The 19,975-nt window shown below is 39.1% G+C and carries 16 protein-coding genes; 5 read left to right on the forward strand and 11 right to left on the reverse strand.

Features of this window, described 5'->3' with window-relative positions:
* The first annotated feature begins 70 nt into the window (after nt 1-70).
* Nucleotides 71-1,984: a molecular chaperone HtpG gene (htpG, locus tag PMAN_RS05125; protein WP_008127682.1), complete on the forward strand. Its 1,914-nt coding sequence runs from the start codon at nt 71-73 to the stop codon at nt 1,982-1,984.
* A 174-nt stretch (nt 1,985-2,158) separates the two neighbouring features.
* Nucleotides 2,159-2,803 (forward strand): adenylate kinase, encoded by a 645-nt coding sequence (gene adk, locus PMAN_RS05130; RefSeq protein WP_006792401.1) that lies wholly within the window; start codon nt 2,159-2,161, stop codon nt 2,801-2,803.
* Between the two features lie 55 nt (nt 2,804-2,858).
* Here adk and tpx read toward each other — a convergent pair whose 3' ends face one another.
* The gene (tpx, locus tag PMAN_RS05135) at nt 2,859-3,440 is read right to left on the reverse strand and encodes a thiol peroxidase (protein ID WP_006792402.1); all 582 of its coding nucleotides are present in this window, start codon (nt 3,438-3,440) and stop codon (nt 2,859-2,861) included.
* 228 nt (nt 3,441-3,668) lie between these two features.
* On the opposite strand from tpx, the gene PMAN_RS05140 reads away from it, so the two are divergent.
* Both PMAN_RS05140 and PMAN_RS05145 read left to right on the forward strand, forming a co-directional pair.
* Entirely contained in the window at nt 3,669-4,673 is a 1,005-nt protein-coding gene (locus tag PMAN_RS05140) for a response regulator (RefSeq protein WP_010557595.1), read from the forward strand.
* Between the two features lie 3 nt (nt 4,674-4,676).
* Nucleotides 4,677-5,648 (forward strand): sensor domain-containing diguanylate cyclase, encoded by a 972-nt coding sequence (locus PMAN_RS05145; RefSeq protein ID WP_010557596.1) that lies wholly within the window; start codon nt 4,677-4,679, stop codon nt 5,646-5,648.
* A 46-nt stretch (nt 5,649-5,694) separates the two neighbouring features.
* On the opposite strand, the gene PMAN_RS05150 is transcribed toward PMAN_RS05145, so the two are convergent.
* The 4 genes from PMAN_RS05150 to PMAN_RS05165 form a co-directional block, all read right to left on the reverse strand.
* Nucleotides 5,695-7,209, reverse strand: a complete 1,515-nt coding sequence (locus PMAN_RS05150; protein ID WP_010557597.1) for a SpoVR family protein — start codon at nt 7,207-7,209, stop codon at nt 5,695-5,697.
* A gap of 17 nt (nt 7,210-7,226) precedes the next feature.
* Nucleotides 7,227-8,510, reverse strand: a complete 1,284-nt coding sequence (locus tag PMAN_RS05155) for a YeaH/YhbH family protein (protein ID WP_010557598.1) — start codon at nt 8,508-8,510, stop codon at nt 7,227-7,229.
* 30 nt (nt 8,511-8,540) lie between these two features.
* Entirely contained in the window at nt 8,541-10,463 is a 1,923-nt protein-coding gene (locus PMAN_RS05160; RefSeq protein WP_010557599.1) for a PrkA family serine protein kinase, read from the reverse strand.
* 208 nt (nt 10,464-10,671) lie between these two features.
* Nucleotides 10,672-11,253 (reverse strand): superoxide dismutase, encoded by a 582-nt coding sequence (locus PMAN_RS05165; RefSeq protein WP_010557600.1) that lies wholly within the window; start codon nt 11,251-11,253, stop codon nt 10,672-10,674.
* A gap of 265 nt (nt 11,254-11,518) precedes the next feature.
* Between PMAN_RS05165 and PMAN_RS05170 the strand changes: the two genes are divergently transcribed.
* Nucleotides 11,519-11,857, forward strand: a complete 339-nt coding sequence (locus PMAN_RS05170; protein ID WP_010557601.1) for a Grx4 family monothiol glutaredoxin — start codon at nt 11,519-11,521, stop codon at nt 11,855-11,857.
* Between the two features lie 90 nt (nt 11,858-11,947).
* Here PMAN_RS05170 and PMAN_RS05175 read toward each other — a convergent pair whose 3' ends face one another.
* The 6 genes from PMAN_RS05175 to PMAN_RS05200 form a co-directional block, all read right to left on the reverse strand.
* Nucleotides 11,948-13,261: a sensor histidine kinase gene (locus PMAN_RS05175; protein ID WP_010557602.1), complete on the reverse strand. Its 1,314-nt coding sequence runs from the start codon at nt 13,259-13,261 to the stop codon at nt 11,948-11,950.
* Entirely contained in the window at nt 13,261-14,592 is a 1,332-nt protein-coding gene (locus tag PMAN_RS05180) for a sigma-54-dependent transcriptional regulator (RefSeq protein WP_010557603.1), read from the reverse strand. Before PMAN_RS05180 ends, PMAN_RS05175 begins: the two co-directional genes overlap by 1 nt.
* 79 nt (nt 14,593-14,671) lie before the next feature.
* A complete protein-coding gene (locus tag PMAN_RS05185) occupies nt 14,672-15,880 on the reverse strand; it encodes an ABC transporter permease (protein WP_010557604.1) in 1,209 nt (402 codons plus the stop codon).
* A gap of 11 nt (nt 15,881-15,891) precedes the next feature.
* Nucleotides 15,892-17,205: an ABC transporter permease gene (locus PMAN_RS05190; protein ID WP_010557605.1), complete on the reverse strand. Its 1,314-nt coding sequence runs from the start codon at nt 17,203-17,205 to the stop codon at nt 15,892-15,894.
* Between the two features lie 3 nt (nt 17,206-17,208).
* Complete coding sequence (locus PMAN_RS05195) at nt 17,209-17,919, reverse strand: ABC transporter ATP-binding protein (RefSeq protein WP_006792414.1); 711 nt, start codon at nt 17,917-17,919, stop codon at nt 17,209-17,211.
* A 36-nt stretch (nt 17,920-17,955) separates the two neighbouring features.
* The gene (locus PMAN_RS05200) at nt 17,956-19,209 is read right to left on the reverse strand and encodes an efflux RND transporter periplasmic adaptor subunit (RefSeq protein WP_010557606.1); all 1,254 of its coding nucleotides are present in this window, start codon (nt 19,207-19,209) and stop codon (nt 17,956-17,958) included.
* Nucleotides 19,210-19,975 lie beyond the last annotated feature (766 nt).

Genomic DNA, 19,975 nt, shown 5'->3' on the forward strand with positions numbered 1-19,975 from the left:
CTTGAAGTTCTATTAGCTCCCCCCATATTAAGTGCATAACGCAGACACTTTGCTAATTGGAGATATATAAATGACTGCAGCACAAAAAGAAACATTAGGCTTTCAAACAGAAGTAAAACAACTATTAAACTTAATGATTCATTCTCTTTATTCAAACAAAGAGATTTTTTTACGTGAGCTTGTATCAAACGCATCAGATGCAGCCGACAAGCTACGTTTTTTAGCGCTTTCAAATGGTGATCTTTACCAAGGTGATGCAGACCTTCGCGTTCGTATCAGCGCAGATAAAGAGGCCAATACCGTTACTATTTCAGATAACGGCATCGGTATGACGCGTGAAGAAGTGATTAACTCTTTAGGCACTATTGCAAAATCGGGCACTGCTGAGTTTTTCAAAAACTTAACGGGCGATCAGAGCAAAGATTCACAACTTATTGGTCAGTTTGGTGTTGGTTTTTACTCTGCATTTATTGTTGCTGATTTAGTGACTGTTCGCACACGTAAAGCGGGTGAAACAACTGCTTATGAGTGGGAGTCTAAAGGTGAAGGCGAGTACACGCTGCAAGAAATTGAGAAAGAAGGCCGTGGTACCGAAATTACTTTACACCTTCGCGAAGACGAAAAAGAATTTGCAGACGAATTCCGTTTACGTAGCATTGTGACTAAATACTCTGATCATATTTCTACGCCTGTACAAATGTACAAAGCAGAAGTACCAGAATCTGAAGGCGAAGATGGCGAAAAGATTCCAGCAGTACCTGGTGAGTGGGAAAGTATTAACCGCGCCACGGCATTGTGGACGCGTGATAAATCAGAGCTTTCTGATGAAGAATACAAAGAGTTTTACAAGCATGTGAGCCATGACTGGGAAGATCCGCTAAGCTGGGCACATAATAAAGTTGAAGGTAAAACTGAGTACACTAGCCTTTTATATATCCCTAAAAAAGCCCCTTTCGATTTATGGAACCGTGAGCGTCAAAGTGGTTTAAAACTATACGTTCAACGTGTGTTTGTAATGGATGATGCTGAGCAGTTTATGCCAAGCTACTTACGTTTTGTGAAGGGTTTATTAGATTCAAACGATTTACCATTAAATGTATCGCGTGAAATTTTACAAGATAACAAAGTAACCCAAGCGATTCGTAAAGGGTGTACCTCGCGTATCATTAAAATGCTTGAGCGTATGGCTAAAAACAAAGCTGACGATTACCAAGTATTTTGGAATGAGTTTGGTCAGGTGATGAAAGAAGGCCCAGCGGAAGACGCTGCAAATAAAGAAGCGATTTGCAAGTTACTTCGTTTTTCTTCTACTCATACAGATTCACAGACGCAAGATGTGTCGCTTGAGCAATATGTTGAGCGCATGAACGAAGGGCAAGATAAAATATATTACGTGGTAGCCGATACCTTTACCGCTGCTAAAAACTCGCCGCATTTAGAGATTTTCCGCAAAAAAGGCATTGAGGTATTATTACTAAGCGACCGTGTTGACGAGTGGATGATGAGCCACCTAACTGAGTTTGCAGATAAGCCACTTCAGTCAATCACACGTGGTGACTTAGACCTAGGCAAGCTTGATGATGAAGAGACAAAGAAAGCCCAAGAAGAGTCTGAAAAAGAGATGGCCGGCTTAGTAGAACGCATTAAAACAGCCTTAGGAGATGATGTTAAAGAAGTGCGTTTCACACACCGTTTAACTGACTCTCCAGCATGTGTTGTAAGTGATGACAACGACATGAGTTCGCAAATGCAAAAGCTAATGGAGTCTGTTGGTCAAGCGGCGCCAGAGGCTAAGCCTGTGTTTGAGCTAAACCCAGAGCATCAACTTGTGAAACATTTAAATGACGAACAAGATGAAGATAAATTTTCACAATGGTCACATGTACTATTAGACCAAGCATTACTTGCAGAGCGCGGAACATTAAAAGACCCAACAGGGTTTGTTACACGCCTAAATAAATTAATGTTAGAGCTAAGCAAATAAATTTATATTAAGTTAATAAAAGTATAAATATTGTACATATTAAAAAAGGAAGCCGAGGCTTCCTTTTTTTATGCGCTATAAACTAGGCAATTAGTATAAGTTGCTTGAGTATCAGCGGCGCTTATGGAAGAATTCAGGCTTTAAAAATAAACTCTCATACTAGGGGACAATGATATGCGCATTATTCTTTTGGGCGCGCCGGGTGCAGGTAAAGGTACTCAAGCTCAGTTTTTAATGGACAAGTACGGTATTCCACAAATTTCGACTGGCGATATGCTACGTGCTGCAATTAAAGAAGGCACTCCACTTGGCTTAGAAGCAAAAAAAGTAATGGACGCAGGTCAGCTAATTTCTGACGATATCATTATTGGTTTAGTTAAAGAGCGTATTGCTAAAGCTGATTGCGAAAAAGGTTTTTTACTAGATGGCTTTCCACGTACCATTCCACAAGCAGATGCAATGAAAGAAAATGGCGTAGTAGTTGATCACGTTATTGAATTTGATGTTGCTGATGAAGTAATTGTAGAGCGTATGGGCGGACGTCGTGTTCATCCTGGCTCGGGTCGTGTTTACCATGTTGTTTACAATCCACCAAAAGTGGAAGGTAAAGACGATGAAACAGGTGAAGAGTTAATTGTGCGCGCTGACGACACAGAAGAGACTGTGCGTAAACGTCTAGGTATTTACCATGAGCAAACTATGCCGTTGGTTGATTACTACCAAGCTGAAGCAGCTGCAGGCAACACGCAGTACCATAAACTTGACGGTACACAAGCCGTAGAAGTTGTAAGTGCACAGTTAGGTGAGCTTTTAGGTTAATTTAAAGCGTACAAAAAAACCGCCAGCTGGCGGTTTTTTTGTTTTACAGAAAGACCTATAAGGTTTTAAGCTTTTCTATTACGCTGTCATATTCTGGCTCGGTAGATAGGTTACTCACTAATTGCTTATAAATCACTTTGTGACTCTTATCGAGTATAAAAATAGAGCGCGTTAGAAGTCCCATATCTTTTATAATCACACCATATTTTTGGCCAAAATCACGCCATACCGAATCAGATAATGTGATGACTTTATCTATACCTTCTGCTTTACAAAATCGTTTTTGGGCAAACGGTAAATCAGCGCTTACAGTCAATATTTCAATACTTGGAAATTCTAGCGCCACTTTTTCGTTAAAGTGCTTAGTTTGTAAACTACACACACCGGTATCTAAACTTGGTACTACGCTAATTAGTAATGCTTGCCCTTTGTAGTTTTTGAGCGTTACAGGCGTAAAGTTACCATCAACTACTTTAAAGTCAGGCGCACTTTCACCTACTGAGACACCTTCACCCATTAAAGTAATTGGTTTGCCCTGTACTGACACTTTTCCTGCATCTAGTGTATTTTCTGGGTAATCGGCTGCCATAGCAACGGAGCAAAATGCACTCAGCACAAACGCGAACGTACGATACATAAGGTATTCCTTTTAAATTAACGCAATAAGCGACAGTGTATTATACTGCGTATGAGTAACCAAGCGATTATGCGTTCTTGCTTGCTAAGAATTAGTTATGAGATTTATAAATTGTAAACCGCTGAAACTTTGATTAACATATAGTTACAAAAAATATCTTAAATAATAAAAATAAAAGCCACTATCATTTTGTGATGTTAATACTTGGTTTAAAAATAGAGAGATAGTATGCCAACATCAGTATTAGTATGTGATGATTCCAAATTAGCGAGGCGCCAGTTAGCTCGCTCATTGCCGGAAGACTGGGACATAAAGGTTGAGTTTGCAATTAACGGTGTTGATTGCATAAAGCAAATAAAAGCGGTTGACCCAGAAATTCTATTCCTTGATTTAAACATGCCTGAAATGGACGGGTATGAAGTGTTGATGGCAATAAAAGAGTTAGGCTTAAATGTGCTTACTGTTGTGGTATCTGGCGACATACAACCTAATGCCCACCAACGAGTGCTTGATTTAGGCGCTATCGATTTTATTCAAAAACCCTGCTCACCAGAAAAGCTTGCTGAAATAATAGAGCATCATGGAATTAAAGACAAAGCTATGCGTGAACGCTTGTCCCATGCATTAGGTGAGCAAGTTGACCCTGACGTTCGAGACATCTACCAAGAACTGACGAATGTCGCAATGGGGCAGGCTGGTGACTTACTAGCAAGGTTACTCAATGTATTTGTCGAATTACCAATCCCTAATGTAAATATTCTCGAGGTGAGTGAGCTAGATATGGCACTTCGCTCCATAGATAATAATGCGTCTACTTCTGGTGTGTGCCAGGGCTTTATAGGTGGTGGTGTATCTGGCGAAGCATTATTATTACTCAACGATTCTAGTTTTAAAGAAATTGCGTCTTTAATGAATTATGACGGTGTACTCACCGATAACGTTGAGCTTGAGCTACTAATGGATATTAGTAATATCCTTATTGGTGCAATTCTTACGGGTCTTTCTAAGCAGCTCGACATGTCATTCAGCCAAGGACACCCAATTGTGTTAGGTCAGCATAGAGATGTGTCTGAACTGGTAAAAGCAAACAAGTCTCGTTGGCAACGCACTCTTGCAATTGAAATTAGCTATGGCATTGAAAATCACAACATAAACTGTGATTTAATGTTGTTATTTACCGAAGACTCACTAAAAACTTTGAAATACAAAGTTGCTTACCTATTAGAAGATTAAGTTATGGCTGCTGATTTAGATATGAATGAGATCCATTGGTTAATGGATATGTTTAATACCGTTGATGTGGGTCTTGTTGTACTTGATAGAGATTACCGAGTGTGTGTTTGGAATGGGTTCATGGAAAACCATTCCGGCTTATTACCAAGTGCGGTAAAGCATAAAGATTTATTTGATTTGTTTCCTGCAATAGACGAAAAATGGTTTAGAAGTAAATCTGAATCAGTATTTGTTTTAAAAAATCGCTCATTCACAATATGGGAACAGCAACCTTATATATTTAGGTTTAAAAATTACCGTCCTATCACTGGTAAAGCCGAGTATATGTATCAAAATGCAACCTTTATACCTTTAACTAATATTCGTGCAGAAGTCAGTCATATATGTATTATTTTATATGATGTAACTGATATTGCGGTAAATAAAAAAGAATTAGAGGATTTAAATGCCCGCCTAGAGCAAGTAAGCCAAACAGATAGCCTCACTCAATTGTATAACCGTGGTCATTGGGAGAGTACGCTCAAGCAAGAGTTTTTGCGTACTAAGCGCAATGGCGGTTCTAGTGCATTGCTGATGTTTGATATCGATCGATTTAAAGTCGTAAATGATGAATATGGCCACACGTGTGGTGATGAAGCACTACGCCACTTGTCAAAACTTTTAAAAACGACACTACGCGAAACGGACATCGCAGGAAGGTACGGTGGTGAGGAGTTTGTAGTTACTTTATTAGATACCGATGAAAAGGGGGCTGAAATTTTTGCTGAACGCTTAAGGGTATTAATTGAGCAAAGTCCTGTTATGTATAAACAACTTGAAGTTAAAGTAACAGTAAGTATTGGTTTTGCCTGTTTTAATAATGAGTTTAAAGACCATGAGCGCTGGATAGAAGCTGCAGATAAAGCTATGTATCAATCTAAAAAGAATGGACGAAATAAAGTAACTGCCTATGCCGATATAAAAAATGACGCTTAAGCGTCATTTTTTATTAATTATTTTTAGTCTGCCGCTCTGAGTTTAATCACTCGGTTGTATGTCGAGAGTCATCTTTAGGGCATTGCCCAACTGCTGTTACTTGTTCATTATTGTCGAGTTGTTCAAGTTTTACTTTAAATCCCCATAATCTATAAAGATGCTTAAGTACTTCCTCATGTGTATTTGCTAAAGGTATATTATTGTGCGGCACATACCTAAGCGTAAGCGCTCTATCCCCTCTGATATCAACATCGTACACTTGAATGTTAGGTTCATGATTACTTAAGTTATATTGAGCCGAAAGCGCTTCCCTTACCGCTTTATATCCATTGTCGTTATGAATTGCGCCTATTTCTAAATGCGGAGCGCTTGCGTTATCAATAAGTGTAAAAAGCTTAAAGTCGCGAATTAATTTAGGGGATAAAAACTGGCTTATAAAGCTTTCATCTTTAAAGTTTTGCATAGCAAAATGAAGGGTATCAAGCCAATTACTTCCGGCATATTCAGGAAACCACTTTTTATCTTCTTCCGTTGGGTGTTCGCATAGTCGCCTAATATCAACCATCATATTGAAGCCTAAAGCATATGGGTTGATACCTGAATAATACTGACTATTGTAAGGTGGTTGATAAACAACATTTGTATGGCTTTGTAAAAATTCCAGCATAAATGAGTCGGTAAGTTTACCTTCATCATATAGGTGATTTAAAATGGTGTAATGCCAAAAGGTGGCCCAGCCTTCATTCATTACTTGTGTTTGTTTTTGTGGGTAAAAATATTGTGATATTTTACGCACTATACGAATAACTTCACGTTGCCAAGGTTCTAAAAGTGGTGCGTTTTTTTCTATAAAATACAAGATATTTTCTTGCGGCTCTTGAGGAAAGTGGCGTTCTTTCTTTTTTGCTTCTTGGTGATGTTCGGGGATTGTTCGCCATAATTCGTTCACTTGAGATTGCAAATAAGCCTCGCGTTCTTCTTGGCGCTTTTGCTCTTCGAATAACGAAATTTGTTGCGGGCGTTTATAACGATCAACGCCATAGTTCATGAGTGCGTGGCATGAGTCTAGTAAGGTTTCTACTGCTGTTACACCGTATTTTTCTTCGCAGCGACGTATATAATTTTTAGAAAATACCAGGTAATCAATGATAGAGCTGGCATCGGTCCATGTTTTAAATAAATAATTACCTTTAAAAAAAGAGTTGTGGCCATAACATGCGTGCGCCATAACTAGTGCTTGCATCGGTAACGTATTTTCTTCCATTAAATATGCAATACAGGGGTCTGAATTAATCACTATTTCATACGCCAAGCCCATTTGCCCGCGTTTATAGTTTTGCTCTGTTTGGATGAATTTTTTCCCGTAAGACCAATGGTTGTAACCAATAGGCATCCCAACACTTGAGTACGCATCCATCATTTGTTCGGCGGTGATCACCTCTATCTGATTAGGGTAAGTGTCTAACCGGTAAAAGTCTGCAACGCGGGCTATTTCTGTTTGATACTCAGTTAACAAATCAAAAGTCCAGTCAGGGCCGTCACTCATTCGTTTAGTATTCATATTAATACCTCGCTTGGTTATGCAGCCCCTTGTTGTTGCCGACCTTTTTTAAAAAGCTCCCTAAATATAGGGTAAATGTCTTCAACACTTTGAATGTGCTGTATGGCAAAGTTGGAATGTGTTTGCGTAATATTTAAATATTCTCGCCATAGGCTTTGATGAGCACGTGTTGTGATTTCAATGTAGGCAAAATAGCGAACAGCATCTAAAAGGCTATTACGTAATATTTGTCCGCAATGAGGAGTATCGTCAGCCCAGTTATCACCGTCAGATGCTTGTGCTGCATATACATTCCATTCGTCTGCGTTGTAACGCTCTTTAATTATTTTATCCATCAGTTTAAGTGCGCTCGATACGATAGTTCCCCCAGTTTCTTGAGAGTAAAAAAATGTTTGTTCGTCTACTTCAGTCGCTTGCGTATGATGACGGATATAGACCACTTCAATGTCTTTATAACTGCGAGTTAAAAATTGATATAGTAAAATATAAAATCGTTTTGCCATATCTTTTGTGGCTTGGTCCATAGAGCCTGACACATCCATAATACAAAACATAACTGCTTTACTGGTGGGGTGGGGGAGCTTCTCATAATTTCTAAAACGCAAGTCGTAGTTATCAATAAAAGGCACAGCTTTAATTTGCTGTTTGAGTAGGTTTATTTCTTTTTGTAAAAGTGCAACAGCGGCTTTATCGCTATGAGGTTCGTGTATTAATATTTTTAGCTGAGTTTCTAACTCGGCTAAGCGGCGCTTTTTTCCAGCGCTCATCGCAACACGTCGAGCAAGTGATCCTTGTAACGAACGAACAATATCAATATTACTTGGCATACCTTCACTGCAAAAACCGGCTCGGTGAGTTTTCATTTGTACAAGTTTATCAAGTTGATTTTCTTGAAGATTAGGAAGTTCTAAATCTTCAAAAAGTAAATCGAGGTACTCATCTTTTGAGATAGAGAACACAAATTCATCTTGCCCTTCGCCAGAGTCACTTGCCTCACCTTGTCCAGAACCATCACCTTGACCACCTTTTGGTCGCTCTATTTTATCACCTGTTGCAAACTGATCGTTACCTGGGTGTATTTGTTTTTTATTCCCGCCTTTACCTTGATGAAAGATAGGCTCGCTGATATCACGTTGCGGAATAGATATACTTTCCCCCGATGTAGAGTCGGTTACACTGCGTTTATTTATTGCATCTGACACCGCTTCTTTTATCTGTTTTTTATAACGCCTAATGAAGCGTTGACGATTTACGGTGCTTTTATTTTTACCGTTTAAACGTCTGTCTATGAAATGCGCCATAATGACCTCCTAAAACCACAACTATGAAGGTTATTGTGATTTTCTAACACGTAGGTACCACTCAGATAACAATCTGACTTGCTTTTGTGTATAGCCTTTCTCGACCATGCGATTAACAAAGTCTTCGTGTTTTTGCTGATCTTCAGCTGAGGTTTTAGTATTAAACGAAATAACAGGCAACAGATCTTCTGTGTTTGAAAACATTTTTTTCTCAATGACAGTGCGTAATTTTTCATAACTCGTCCACAGCGGGTTTTTGCCATTGTTATGAGCCCGTGCGCGTAGTACAAAATTGACTATTTCGTTACGAAAATCTTTAGGGTTAGAAATGCCCGCTGGTTTTTCAATTTTCTCAAGCTCTGCATTGAGTGCAGCTCGGTCAAATAATTGGCCTGTATCAGGGTCACGATATTCTTGATCTTGAATCCAAAAATCGGCATAAATAACATAGCGATCAAATATGTTTTGCCCATATTCTGAGTATGATTCCAAATACGCAGTTTGAAGTTCCTTACCAATAAATTCAACATACTGAGGGATTAAATAGCCTTTTAAAAAGCTCAAGTAGCGTTCTTCAACATCGCTGCTGAATTGTTCACGCTCTATTTGTTGTTCAAGTACATAAAATAAGTGAACAGGGTTTGCGGCCACTTCTGTGTTATCAAAATTAAACACCCGAGATAAAATTTTAAATGCAAAGCGAGTAGAAAGGCCCGTCATGCCTTCATCCACCCCTGCGTAATCGCGATACTCTTGATACGACTTTGCTTTTGGATCAGTGTCTTTGAGTGTTTCACCATCGTACACTCGCATTTTAGAATACAGGCTTGAGTTTTCAGGCTCTTTTAATCGTGAAAGAGTTGTAAATTGTGCCAAAGCTTTTAAGGTGCCAGGCGCGCAAGGAGCGCTATGAAGTTCACTATGCTGAAGAAGTTTGTCGTAAATTTTAATTTCTTCAGTGACACGCAAACAATAAGGTACCTTGACTATGTATACACGGTCTAAAAAGGCTTCATTATTTTTGTTATTTTTAAAGGTTTGCCATTCAGATTCGTTTGAATGAGCGAGGATCATGCCATTAAAGGGAAGAGCGCTAATACCTTCAGTCCCATTGTAATTACCTTCTTGCGTGGCCGTTAGTAGTGGGTGGAGTAATTTGATAGGGGCTTTAAACATCTCTACAAATTCCATCAAGCCTTGATTTGCCATACAAAGTGAACCCGAGTAAGCATAAGCATCGGGGTCATTTTGCGCAAAATGTTCAAGCTGACGTATATCTACTTTACCTACTAATGCGGATATATCTTGGTTGTTTTCATCGCCAGGCTCTGTTTTAGCGATGCCTATTTGATTCAGAATAGATGGGTAACGTTTTACCACTTTAAACGCACTTATATCGCCATTAAACTCTTTCAGCCGTTTGCCTGCCCACGGTGACATAATTGTTTTTAAATAACGTGGCTTAATACTGTATTCTTGCTCTAGCACATTAGCGTCTTCAATGGGATCAAACAGAGATAATGGATGATCGTTTACCGGCGACCCTTTAATTGAATAGATGGGTACTTGTTGCATGAGGTACTTTAGTTTTTCAGCAATAGATGATTTGCCACCGCCGACTGGACCTAATAGGTAGAGAACTTGTTTACACTCTTCAAGCCCTTGAGCGGCGTGTTTTAAATAAGAAACAATTTGTTCAATGGCATCCTCCATACCATAAAAATCGGTAAAGGCAGGGTAGCGTGCAACTACTCTATTTGAAAATAACCGACTGAGGCGTGCGTCCGTTGCGGTATCAACCATTGTGGGTTCACCTATGGCCATTAAAAGGCGTTCTGGTGCACTCGCGTAGGCAGATTTATCGGTTTTACATATCTCAAGAAACTCGGCGATACTGTACTCTTCTTCTTGTGCCGCTTCGTAACGTGCTTGGTAATGCTCAAAAATCGTCATAATAACCTCCGAAACCCGCTGTAAAAGGTGCTTACATTTTAAAGTCTAGTCGCGAAAGTCTATGTTTGTGGAATAAAATTAAAAATTTAAGTGAAAAAAGATCATGTTGAAGAAGACTATTTTGTCAAATGACAGAGTTTAAAAGTATAAATAATAGGCATAAAAAAAGACGCTTTAGCGTCTTTTTTAAATTAGCGGTAAGTGCTAATTAAGCGAAGTTTGCGTTTGCAAATTCCCAGTTAACAAGTGACCAAAAACCTTTAAGGTAATCTGGACGCACGTTACGGTAATCAATGTAGTATGCGTGTTCCCATAAATCTACAGTAAGAACAGGTGTAACGCCGTCGTCAGTAAGTGGTGTAGCAGCGTTAGATGTATTAACGATGTCTAAAGAGCCATCGGCAAGTTTTACTAACCAAGTCCAGCTTGAACCGAAGTTATTTACTGCTTTGTCGTTTAATGCATCTTTAAACGCATCAAAAGAACCCCATTTAGCGTTAATTGCATCTGCAATTGCGCCAGTAGGCTCGCCGCCGCCATTTGGAGATAGGCTGTTCCAGTAAAACGTGTGATTCCAGATTTGCGCTGCGTTGTTAAATACCCCGCCTTCTGATGAACATACGATTTCTTCTAGAGATTTGTTTTCAAACTCTGTACCAGGGATCAAACCGTTAAGCTTAACAACGTAAGTGTTGTGGTGCTTACCGTGGTGAAACTCTAATGTTTCTTTTGAAATATGTGGCTCAAGTGCGTCGATTGCATATGGTAGTGACGGTAGTTCAAATGCCATTTTTTATCTCCATCTTTTTTAGTTGATAGTCCATTTGGTGATACGTAATGCCTGTTGAAACAGACCACTTACCTATACCAAGTGGGAATATAGTGTTACTATAATTGTTGAGTATTTTACTCAAGTTTAAGCAAACAGCAATGCTATTGCGAAAGACTATTTCAATTGTGGCTTTATTTGCCCATTTTAAGTTATATATTTATGGTCACGATGAGTTATTTTCAAGACCTAAGTATATTTAGCTATCGTTACTTTGAGGTTGTAGATGGAAACCATTGATAAAATTAAACAGCAAATTTCAGAAAACCCAATTATCCTTTTCATGAAAGGGTCACCTAAGTTACCAAACTGTGGTTTTTCTTCACAAGCTTCACAAGCACTTATGTCGTGTGGCGAACCGTTTGCATACGTTGATATTTTACTAAACCCAGACATTCGTGCTGAGCTTCCTGCGTACGCAAATTGGCCTACATTCCCACAACTTTGGGTTGAGGGTGAGCTAATTGGTGGTTGTGATATCATCATCGAAATGTTCCAACGTGGTGAATTACAACCGTTAATCACAGATACAGCGGCTAAGTACAAAGAAGCTGACGCTGAGTAATCTTATATTGCGAGCGCTATTTCTATAGTTCTGTGATAATAAAAGCCACGTTAAGTGGCTTTATTGTTTTTAGTATTTTTACAACACCACTTATCTGCACGGCAGGGTAACTTGCACGTTTAGACCACCACTTAATTTATTATGTAAGCTTATTTGTCCTTTATGTGCTTCAGCAATCTCTCTGCACAAAGCTAACCCCAAACCACTTCCTGTACTTTTTGTAGAGTAAAAAGGTACAAGGGCATTGGCCATAACCTGCTCACTCATGCCTTTTCCGCCATCGCTTACATCTACTACGCAAGTATTACTAAAGAACGTTACATCTATGTTTATTTTAGACGGACTTGAGCCTGACTCGTGTGCATTTTTGAGTAAGTTGATAAGCAGCTGTTCAAGTTGTGCCTGATCTGCATGTAATATGCTTTGGGTGCTGCTTACTGTGTAGCTAAACTGCCATTGTCTATTCAGATCATTTAATGTGTTTTGCCAATTTATCGCTGATTTTTGTGGTGTAGGGAGCTTTGCAAATTTGCCGTAGCCTTGAACAAACTCAGTCAAGTGGCTTATTCTTTCATCGATTGTTGAAAACACTCGTGCAAGGCGAGGCTCATCTACGCGGCTAGCTAAAAGCTGAGCGCTGTGCAGCATTGATGACATAGGGCCAAGAGAGTTATTGAGCTCGTGGCTTATTATTCGAATAACTTTTTTCCATACTGCTACTTCTTGGCGGCTGAGTTCACGGGTAAGTTGTTTAAATATGTATAAGTGATGTTTTTGATTGTTAAGCAAAAACTCGCCAGTCGATAAATGCCAAGTTTGAGAATCGTGACTATCTACTTCAATATTAAACAAGCCATCCACGCCTTGTTCAATAGCATTAGTAAGCTGAATAGGTGCATCAGACAATAATTGGTGAAGCTGCGTGCCTTCTAGTTGTGTTTTGCTATTAAATAAAGTGCGGCTGACTAAATTACTAAATACAACAGTTTTGTTATCGTTAACAAGTAAAAGTGCTTGTGGAGAGCTCTGTAATACTTTATCTAACATTAACTCTCGTTGATAAATCCACTGTTTTTCTTGCCGAAGTTGTTTTGCCGTTTGATTATAAAGCTGACATAGTTTTCCTAACTCATCGTTGTTTTTATAGGCTAATAAACTAGAAAGCTCACCATCTTTAAAATTAAGTAAGCCGGTTTCTAGCGATTGCAACCCTAGCTTAATAGGCTTTGTTAAGGCTCTAGCTAGCAAGAGGCTTATTAGCATAGCTGCTATGACCAATAACACAGAGTAATACAGCGGATGTTGTGCAATTATTGTAATGCTAACAACAGGTAAAACGCTGCATAAAACACATATAGCCATTATTTTTTGAGTTAACGATAAGCCACTAATAAAATTAAACATTAGTAATCAATACCCATTTTTTGTAAGCGCCTATACAGTGCTTGGCGGCTTAAACCAAACTCTCGTGCTACTTTGGCTATAACCCCCTGATTAGCGCGTATTGATTGTTCAATTTCGAATTTTGTAGGTTCTTTTTTTACGTCGTTATTTTTTATTAGCGACGACGGGGTTAGGCCAAAATCTTCAGCACTAAGCAAACCGTTAGGCTTTATTACACCAACACGTTTACAGGCGTTTTCAAGTTCTCTTACATTACCTGGCCATTGGTATCGATTAAGGGCTTGCTCTGCATCAATACTTAGCTCTCTATGTGGTAAAAAGTGATTAATGAGTGGCGCAATATCATCAACGCGTTCACAAAGCGCAGGTACGTTTAACTCAATAACGTTAAGGCGATAGTACAAATCTTCTCTAAAACGCCCTTCGGTTATTGCTTGTAATAAATTTTCGTTGGTGGCTGATATAACACGTACAGTTACTTTGCGCGTTTGTGTGGACCCTAACCGTTCAAATTCACCTGTTTGTAACACTCTTAGCAACTTCATTTGCCCAGAAAGTGGCAAGTTGCCAATTTCATCTAAAAATAATGTTCCACCATCGGCTGCCTCAAAACGACCTATACGTTGCTTGCTTATACCAGTATAAGCACCTGCTTCAGCACCAAACAATTCAGCCTCCAAAAGCTCTTGGGGTAGGGCGCCAGCGTTTACCTTTATGAAGGGTTGGTTTATTAGTGAAGAGTTTTTTTGAATAATAGTGGCAATACACTCTTTACCACTGCCATTAGGGCCTGTTATAAGTGCAGAAATATCAGATTTAGCCACTTGTAATGCCATTGTGACCAATCGCTCCATTGCGGTACTTTTAAAAATAAGGCCTGCTAAGTTAGCAGTGTTATATTTATCATCTCGCTCTTTTTGTTGGCGGTTGTGCGTGGCTACAAGTTGCTTAGTGCGCCCCAGCTCTATTAAATTATTAATGCACGTAAGAAGCTTGTGGTCATCCCATGGCTTTGGAAGGTAATCGGCTGCACCTGCTTTAACGAGTTCAATAGCCGTTGACAATTCAGTCCAAGCGGTTATTAGTATAATAGGGAGGTGTGGGTTCTCTTCACGCAGCGCATAAAACAAAGTTTTACCTTCTTCGCCTGAGGTAGTATCGCTGGTAAAATTCATATCTTGAATAACGAGAGCAATGCGTTGGTACTGCACAATTTGAATCGCTTCAAAGGGCGTTGTTGCGGTAACTACATTAAAGTTATGTATTTCCAGTAGTAATGATAATGCCTCTAAAACAGCCGGGTTATCATCAACGATAAGTATTTTTTCCATGTGAATTTAATCGCTGTTTATTATTATTTAGAAAATGCTACACCGTATTTTGCCAGTGTAGCATAGGTTGGGAGCAGCGCTATATGGTTCGGGTTGCGATACTTGGCGAAATATTTGCTGCACGCTTAGCAGGGCCAAATACAGCTAGAAGGCTCATGATAAAAACCATAACGGCAGTTGCTGCGACATAGCCTAAGGGTAATGCAGCTATTGAAAAGTGTTGCATTAGCAATTGCCCAAGTATGAGGGCAGCAATAACGCCTAAAACTAATCCAGCAATGCAAATCAATGCATTTTCAACTAAAAAGTAATTGATAATTGAAGATTTACGAGCGCCCAAAGCACGACGTGTTCCAATTTGTTTGGTGCGCTTACTTATATTAAATAAGGTTAAGCCAAAGATCCCTAAAGCGGTGACAAGTAAAAGTATAGTAATAAGCACAACTAACATACGCATCATCAATGTGTCTTCAGCCATATATTGCGCTTTGTCTTGATCTAAACCACGAATTCGAATAATCACACGCTTGTTATAATTTTTAAGCATAGCGTCTTCAATCTGTTTAGCTATGTCTGCACGCTCGTTGGACGCAGTGCGAACTAAAAAGTTGCCAGATATATTGGGATTAATGTAAGGAATTAATGCGATATTATTTGGGCGGCTGTCTTTTAACCAAGGCCCTTTTGCATGCTTAATTACACCAACAACTTTCAGTGGAATATCACCAAGAAAAATCGTTTTTCCTAAGCCCTCTTCATCAGGAAAAAGCTCATTGAGTAATGCTTGAGTGACAATTGTCACATTGGCTCGTTGATCATTATCGTTAGTGACAACGATTTCATCTTGAGTAAAATTTCGTCCTGCAACAAGCTCAACGCCAAGTGTATTAATTGCATGGTCATCCGTAAAAAAGTAAGCCGTTCTTGCAGAAAGCCCTGGCTCTGGTGCAGAGTTAATGCTGAAGTCAGATGAGCTGCCACTACCTGATAACGGTATGTTATTAATATATATGGCGTCTTTAACGCCAGGTAAAGCTCGAAGCATGGCTTCATCAAGTTCAAATTGCTGATGGCTTTGAACATCTTTACCAAAATGCATGACATGAAAAGCAAGTATTTCGTCTTCCGGGTAGCCAGTTTCTTGGTTAAGGTAGGTTACTCTGTCTTGAATTATAAATGCTGCGTTACTAACAATTGCAGTGGTAATTGCTATTTGTATAAGTAGCAAAATTGCACCCACCTTAGATCGACACAGCGCATGAAAAATAGGTTTAATTTCTAATATCATTGTGTTCGTCCTTATTGGCTTTTTAGATAAATGGCAGGGTTGGTTTTACACACCAGCCAAGCAGGATAAAGCCCGGCAATTACACAAGTACTGATTGCAATAAGTGGGGCGCTTAGTAACATACTTAAATCCATAGTCGCCAAGCTTTCGTAATAATTGTAGCTCTGACGAACACCCAATAGGCCAAACTGCGCAAATACAATCCCAAGTAGCCCGCCCAAAAGCCCTAACATAGCGACTTCAATGATATGTTGCATAAAAATCTGCCGTTTATTAGCACCAAGAGCACGGCGTACACCAACCTCTGGCGCTCGACGTAAAAATTTGGCAAGTAATAAGCCAAGTATATTAGCCAAACACACAGCCAAAAACATAAAACTCAGAGCCACTAAAATTTTGTTATCTTCACTAACCACATTATTGTAAGCCATCCATTGGTTAACATCTCGAAGTCCAAAAGCGAGCTCTTTACGATTAAATCGACCGAGCTTTTGCTGCTCTTGCATATAAGCTAATAAGTAATTCTCGTAATCATTTTTTTGTTGCTCGGTCGTTAATTCAACCCAGAATTGAATCCAAACCATTTCTGACTGTAATTTGGCAGTAAAACTTCGAACATCTTCATGCTTCCAACCATTAGTATTTCCCCAATTACCAAGTTGCTTTGCCTCAAGAAGGCTAAATGGCATAAAAAGTTGTTCGGGTTGGTTAAATGCACCATTGTTTAAGTCGTAATATTTGATGGTTAGTGGCCAGTTTTTTGTAACGCCAATCACTTCGTAACTAGCATCGTCAAGGTAAATAACCTGACCCACTGAATTTTTGCCAGCAAATAACTTATTGTTTAATTCCTCGCTAATGACAACAACGGGCGCTGCATTGTCTTCTTGTTGCTGTGACCACTTGCTACCATGTAAAAATTCGAGGTCAAACATATTAAAAAATTCAGGAGTGGTAAGTCTTGCACTTTGACTAAACGGTTTTACTTTGTCAGAGTCTATGTAAACAGAAAAGCCACTTCGTACCATTTTTAAACGTTGAGCACCTACTTGGGATTGATAAAGATTTGCAGCATCTTGATAAGTTAGTTGAAGAGGCTGGTTATCTGACGTCCACCATGTGCTTCCATCGTCCATTATCTGTAACTGCACACTAAAAAGTTGACTGCTCTTGTGCGGGATAGGATCGGCCGACATCATGTGATACACACTCAAACTAGTCATGGTGATGCCAATACCAATTGCTATGGCAAGTACCATTAAAAAGCTTACGAGTGGTGTGCGCTTAAAGCTACGCCAACTCAGATCAATATAATGAACCAGCATGAATTATACTCCTTGTGCGACTTTTATTGGCTGTGTACCTTGGTACAAAGTAAAGTCAGCAAGTTGTCCATCAACTACTTGAATGTTGCGCGGTGCACGGCGGGCTAATTCGCTGTCATGTGTCACCATTATAATAGTGGCGCCATCGCGATTTATTTGCTCAAGTAATTCCATCACTTGGCGAGCCATTAGGCTGTCTAAGTTACCGGTGGGCTCATCGGCAAGTAAAAAGCGTGGTTCGCCGGCAAGTGCGCGGGCTATAGCGACGCGTTGTTGCTGGCCGCCAGAAAGTTGTTGAGGTAAATGCTTAGCGCGGGAGGCTAAGCCTACTTGTTCTAAACATTGCTCTATTCTACGTTTACGTTCTTTTGCTTTAATACCTCTATAACGAAGAGGTACTTCAATATTTTCATAGAGGTTTAAATCTGGTATTAAATTAAAACCTTGAAAGATAAAACCAATTTTTTGATTTCGGCAATCGGCACGTTGGTTGTCGTTTAGGCTACCCACATTTACACCATCTAAAATATAATCACCTTCACTAAAGGGTTCTAACATACCGGCAATATTTAAAAAGGTAGTTTTCCCAGAGCCGCTAGGGCCTGTGACAGCTATAAATTCGCCTTCATTTACATTTAAATTAAAGTCTCTTAATGCGTGAGTTTGAACCATTTCAGTTTGGTATACTTTACTTATGTTTTTCATTTGTAACATGGTTTTTCCTTAAATTGGCGATGGTTGAGAGCGCTTCTAATTTAATAAAAGCGTGTCTGCTTGGTTAAATTGGTTGTAGCTAGAAATTATTATTTCGTCGTTTTCATTTAAGCCGCTTAAAATTTCTACCGCGTTAATGCTGGTGGCACCTACGGATATAGGTATACGTCTGGCAAAATTACCGTCTATTTTATATGCAACAATGCCACCTTGTTGCATAAAAGCGCCTCGCTTTACCTGCAGCACATTTTGGCGATTGTCGAGTAAAATACGCGCGGTTAAACGTTGATTTTGGCGAATGTTATTGCTGTTGCTTGTAAAGCGAACACGTGTGGTTACTTCGCGATTATTAACTTCGGGTGATATAGCCGATAGCACCCCCATTATTGTTTCGTTCCCTAGCTTAAGCTCTACGTCCATACCTAACCCGAGTTCGTTTGCGTAACTTTCTGGCACCTGCAACTGTGCTTCAAAATGACTTAAATCAACGAGTGTCATCAGAGGCTGACTTTGCGTGACGGCTGCTTTTTGTTGCACAAGCAGATTACCAACAATGCCTGTCACTGTGGCCCGAATTGACAGCTCATTTACTTTTCTATGTAATTCATCAACGACCAGCTGCTGACGCTCTACATCACTTTTAGCAGCTTGCAATTCAAATGCGAGTGTATCTTTAGCAAGTGCCACCTCTTGCTGTGCGTGTTTATAGGTAAGCTGTGCACGTGATAAGTCGTCTATTGCTTTTTCAAGGTCTATTTGGCTTATTAAATGCTTTTTAATTGATAGTTTTGCGCGACGATCTTCTCTTTGTGCTGCGTTTAATTCTACACTTGCCATATCGAGTGTTTTTGTAAGGGTTAAAGTGTCTCTTCTTGATTGCAGGTGTTGCCTTTTAAGTTCACCCTCTAAGCGTTGCAAAACAGATTGTTGTTGTTTTAATTCATTGGTAAGTTCAGGGCTATGAAGAACAGCAAGCTCGTCGCCTTTGGTAACTGTATCGCCAGCTTTAACGTGCAAGCTTACAAAGCCTCTCTCTGAGCTGTAGATATGTGGTGCATTGGCGGCAACAATTTTTCCACTTGCGGCTACATCGCGAATAAGCGTTTTAATTTCTACTTTTGCTATTTGCACCTTTTCTTGGCTAAATGATTTAGTTGCATCCGAGCCTGACATAACTCCATAAGTAGCAGCAATAATAAGTAACAACACAGCGATAATTAAAAGAAAACGTTTTTTATGGTTTGCGAGTGTTTTAACTTGTATGTCTTGAGCACTGGTATCTTTAATCATTATTCAACCCTAACTAAATGAATTTATATTTTTTTCAAACATGACATAAAGTAGTGCTGCAAAAATGGCGGCTAGCGGCGAGAGTAAAAATAAGCTTAAAGTGAACATAATTCTTCCAAATAATAATTACTAAATTACACTATACGATTAGCATGCCATAATTTAACTTGTTGATATTAAAGCACTTAGTAATTATTTTTTTAAAGTAATATGTCCGCGGACACTTTATGTGTCCGCTTCGGACACATAAAAAGCAATATATAAAGAGTAAATACTGCGTTGCGGGTATAAGAAAACCAATAACGTCGCAACTACAGTGAACTCAAAGTGTAAGTGTATTTTAAAGCTAAGCTACTCAGGTGATTAAATAGCGGGATGACATTTAAGCTTGAACTGGTGTTATTTTTTTATTTACGAATAATTAATCAAAGTAATGAGTGGTTAAATGACAGTTTTTAAGCTGAATGAAGAATAAGGAACATAATTCTACCTTTATTTATCCCTTTTATAATTCGTTAATGAAAAGGGGTAATATTATTTGCATAATCCCCACATTTTACGAATCTCTTTAATTGAATATTTATTCACTAATGCCTAAGTTTACGTTTACGTAAACTGCGTTTTAGATTGGAGGTGTTTTTACAAAATGTTAAACTTGACACCAGTGTCATGAAAAAATAACGGTGAAAATACCGCTAAATGTTAATAAAAATGATAAAAAAGAAATCTTGCTATGAAGTGAGAAATATTCAAGAATGTGAATATG

This window comes from Pseudoalteromonas marina (genome assembly GCF_000238335.3).
Lineage (GTDB): Bacteria > Pseudomonadota > Gammaproteobacteria > Enterobacterales > Alteromonadaceae > Pseudoalteromonas > Pseudoalteromonas marina.

Bases quoted from the DNA above. Each gene is read 5' to 3' on its own strand.
- htpG (WP_008127682.1), top strand. From the start codon at position 71: ATGACTGCAGCACAAAAAGAAACATTAGGCTTTCAAACAGAAGTAAAA.
- adk (WP_006792401.1), top strand. From the start codon at position 2,159: ATGCGCATTATTCTTTTGGGCGCGCCGGGTGCAGGTAAAGGTACTCAA.
- tpx (WP_006792402.1), bottom strand. From the start codon at position 3,440: ATGTATCGTACGTTCGCGTTTGTGCTGAGTGCATTTTGCTCCGTTGCT.
- PMAN_RS05140 (WP_010557595.1), top strand. From the start codon at position 3,669: ATGCCAACATCAGTATTAGTATGTGATGATTCCAAATTAGCGAGGCGC.
- PMAN_RS05145 (WP_010557596.1), top strand. From the start codon at position 4,677: ATGGCTGCTGATTTAGATATGAATGAGATCCATTGGTTAATGGATATG.
- PMAN_RS05150 (WP_010557597.1), bottom strand. From the start codon at position 7,209: ATGAATACTAAACGAATGAGTGACGGCCCTGACTGGACTTTTGATTTG.
- PMAN_RS05155 (WP_010557598.1), bottom strand. From the start codon at position 8,510: ATGGCGCATTTCATAGACAGACGTTTAAACGGTAAAAATAAAAGCACC.
- PMAN_RS05160 (WP_010557599.1), bottom strand. From the start codon at position 10,463: ATGACGATTTTTGAGCATTACCAAGCACGTTACGAAGCGGCACAAGAA.
- PMAN_RS05165 (WP_010557600.1), bottom strand. From the start codon at position 11,253: ATGGCATTTGAACTACCGTCACTACCATATGCAATCGACGCACTTGAG.
- PMAN_RS05170 (WP_010557601.1), top strand. From the start codon at position 11,519: ATGGAAACCATTGATAAAATTAAACAGCAAATTTCAGAAAACCCAATT.
- PMAN_RS05175 (WP_010557602.1), bottom strand. From the start codon at position 13,261: ATGTTTAATTTTATTAGTGGCTTATCGTTAACTCAAAAAATAATGGCT.
- PMAN_RS05180 (WP_010557603.1), bottom strand. From the start codon at position 14,592: ATGGAAAAAATACTTATCGTTGATGATAACCCGGCTGTTTTAGAGGCA.
- PMAN_RS05185 (WP_010557604.1), bottom strand. From the start codon at position 15,880: ATGATATTAGAAATTAAACCTATTTTTCATGCGCTGTGTCGATCTAAG.
- PMAN_RS05190 (WP_010557605.1), bottom strand. From the start codon at position 17,205: ATGCTGGTTCATTATATTGATCTGAGTTGGCGTAGCTTTAAGCGCACA.
- PMAN_RS05195 (WP_006792414.1), bottom strand. From the start codon at position 17,919: ATGTTACAAATGAAAAACATAAGTAAAGTATACCAAACTGAAATGGTT.
- PMAN_RS05200 (WP_010557606.1), bottom strand. From the start codon at position 19,209: ATGATTAAAGATACCAGTGCTCAAGACATACAAGTTAAAACACTCGCA.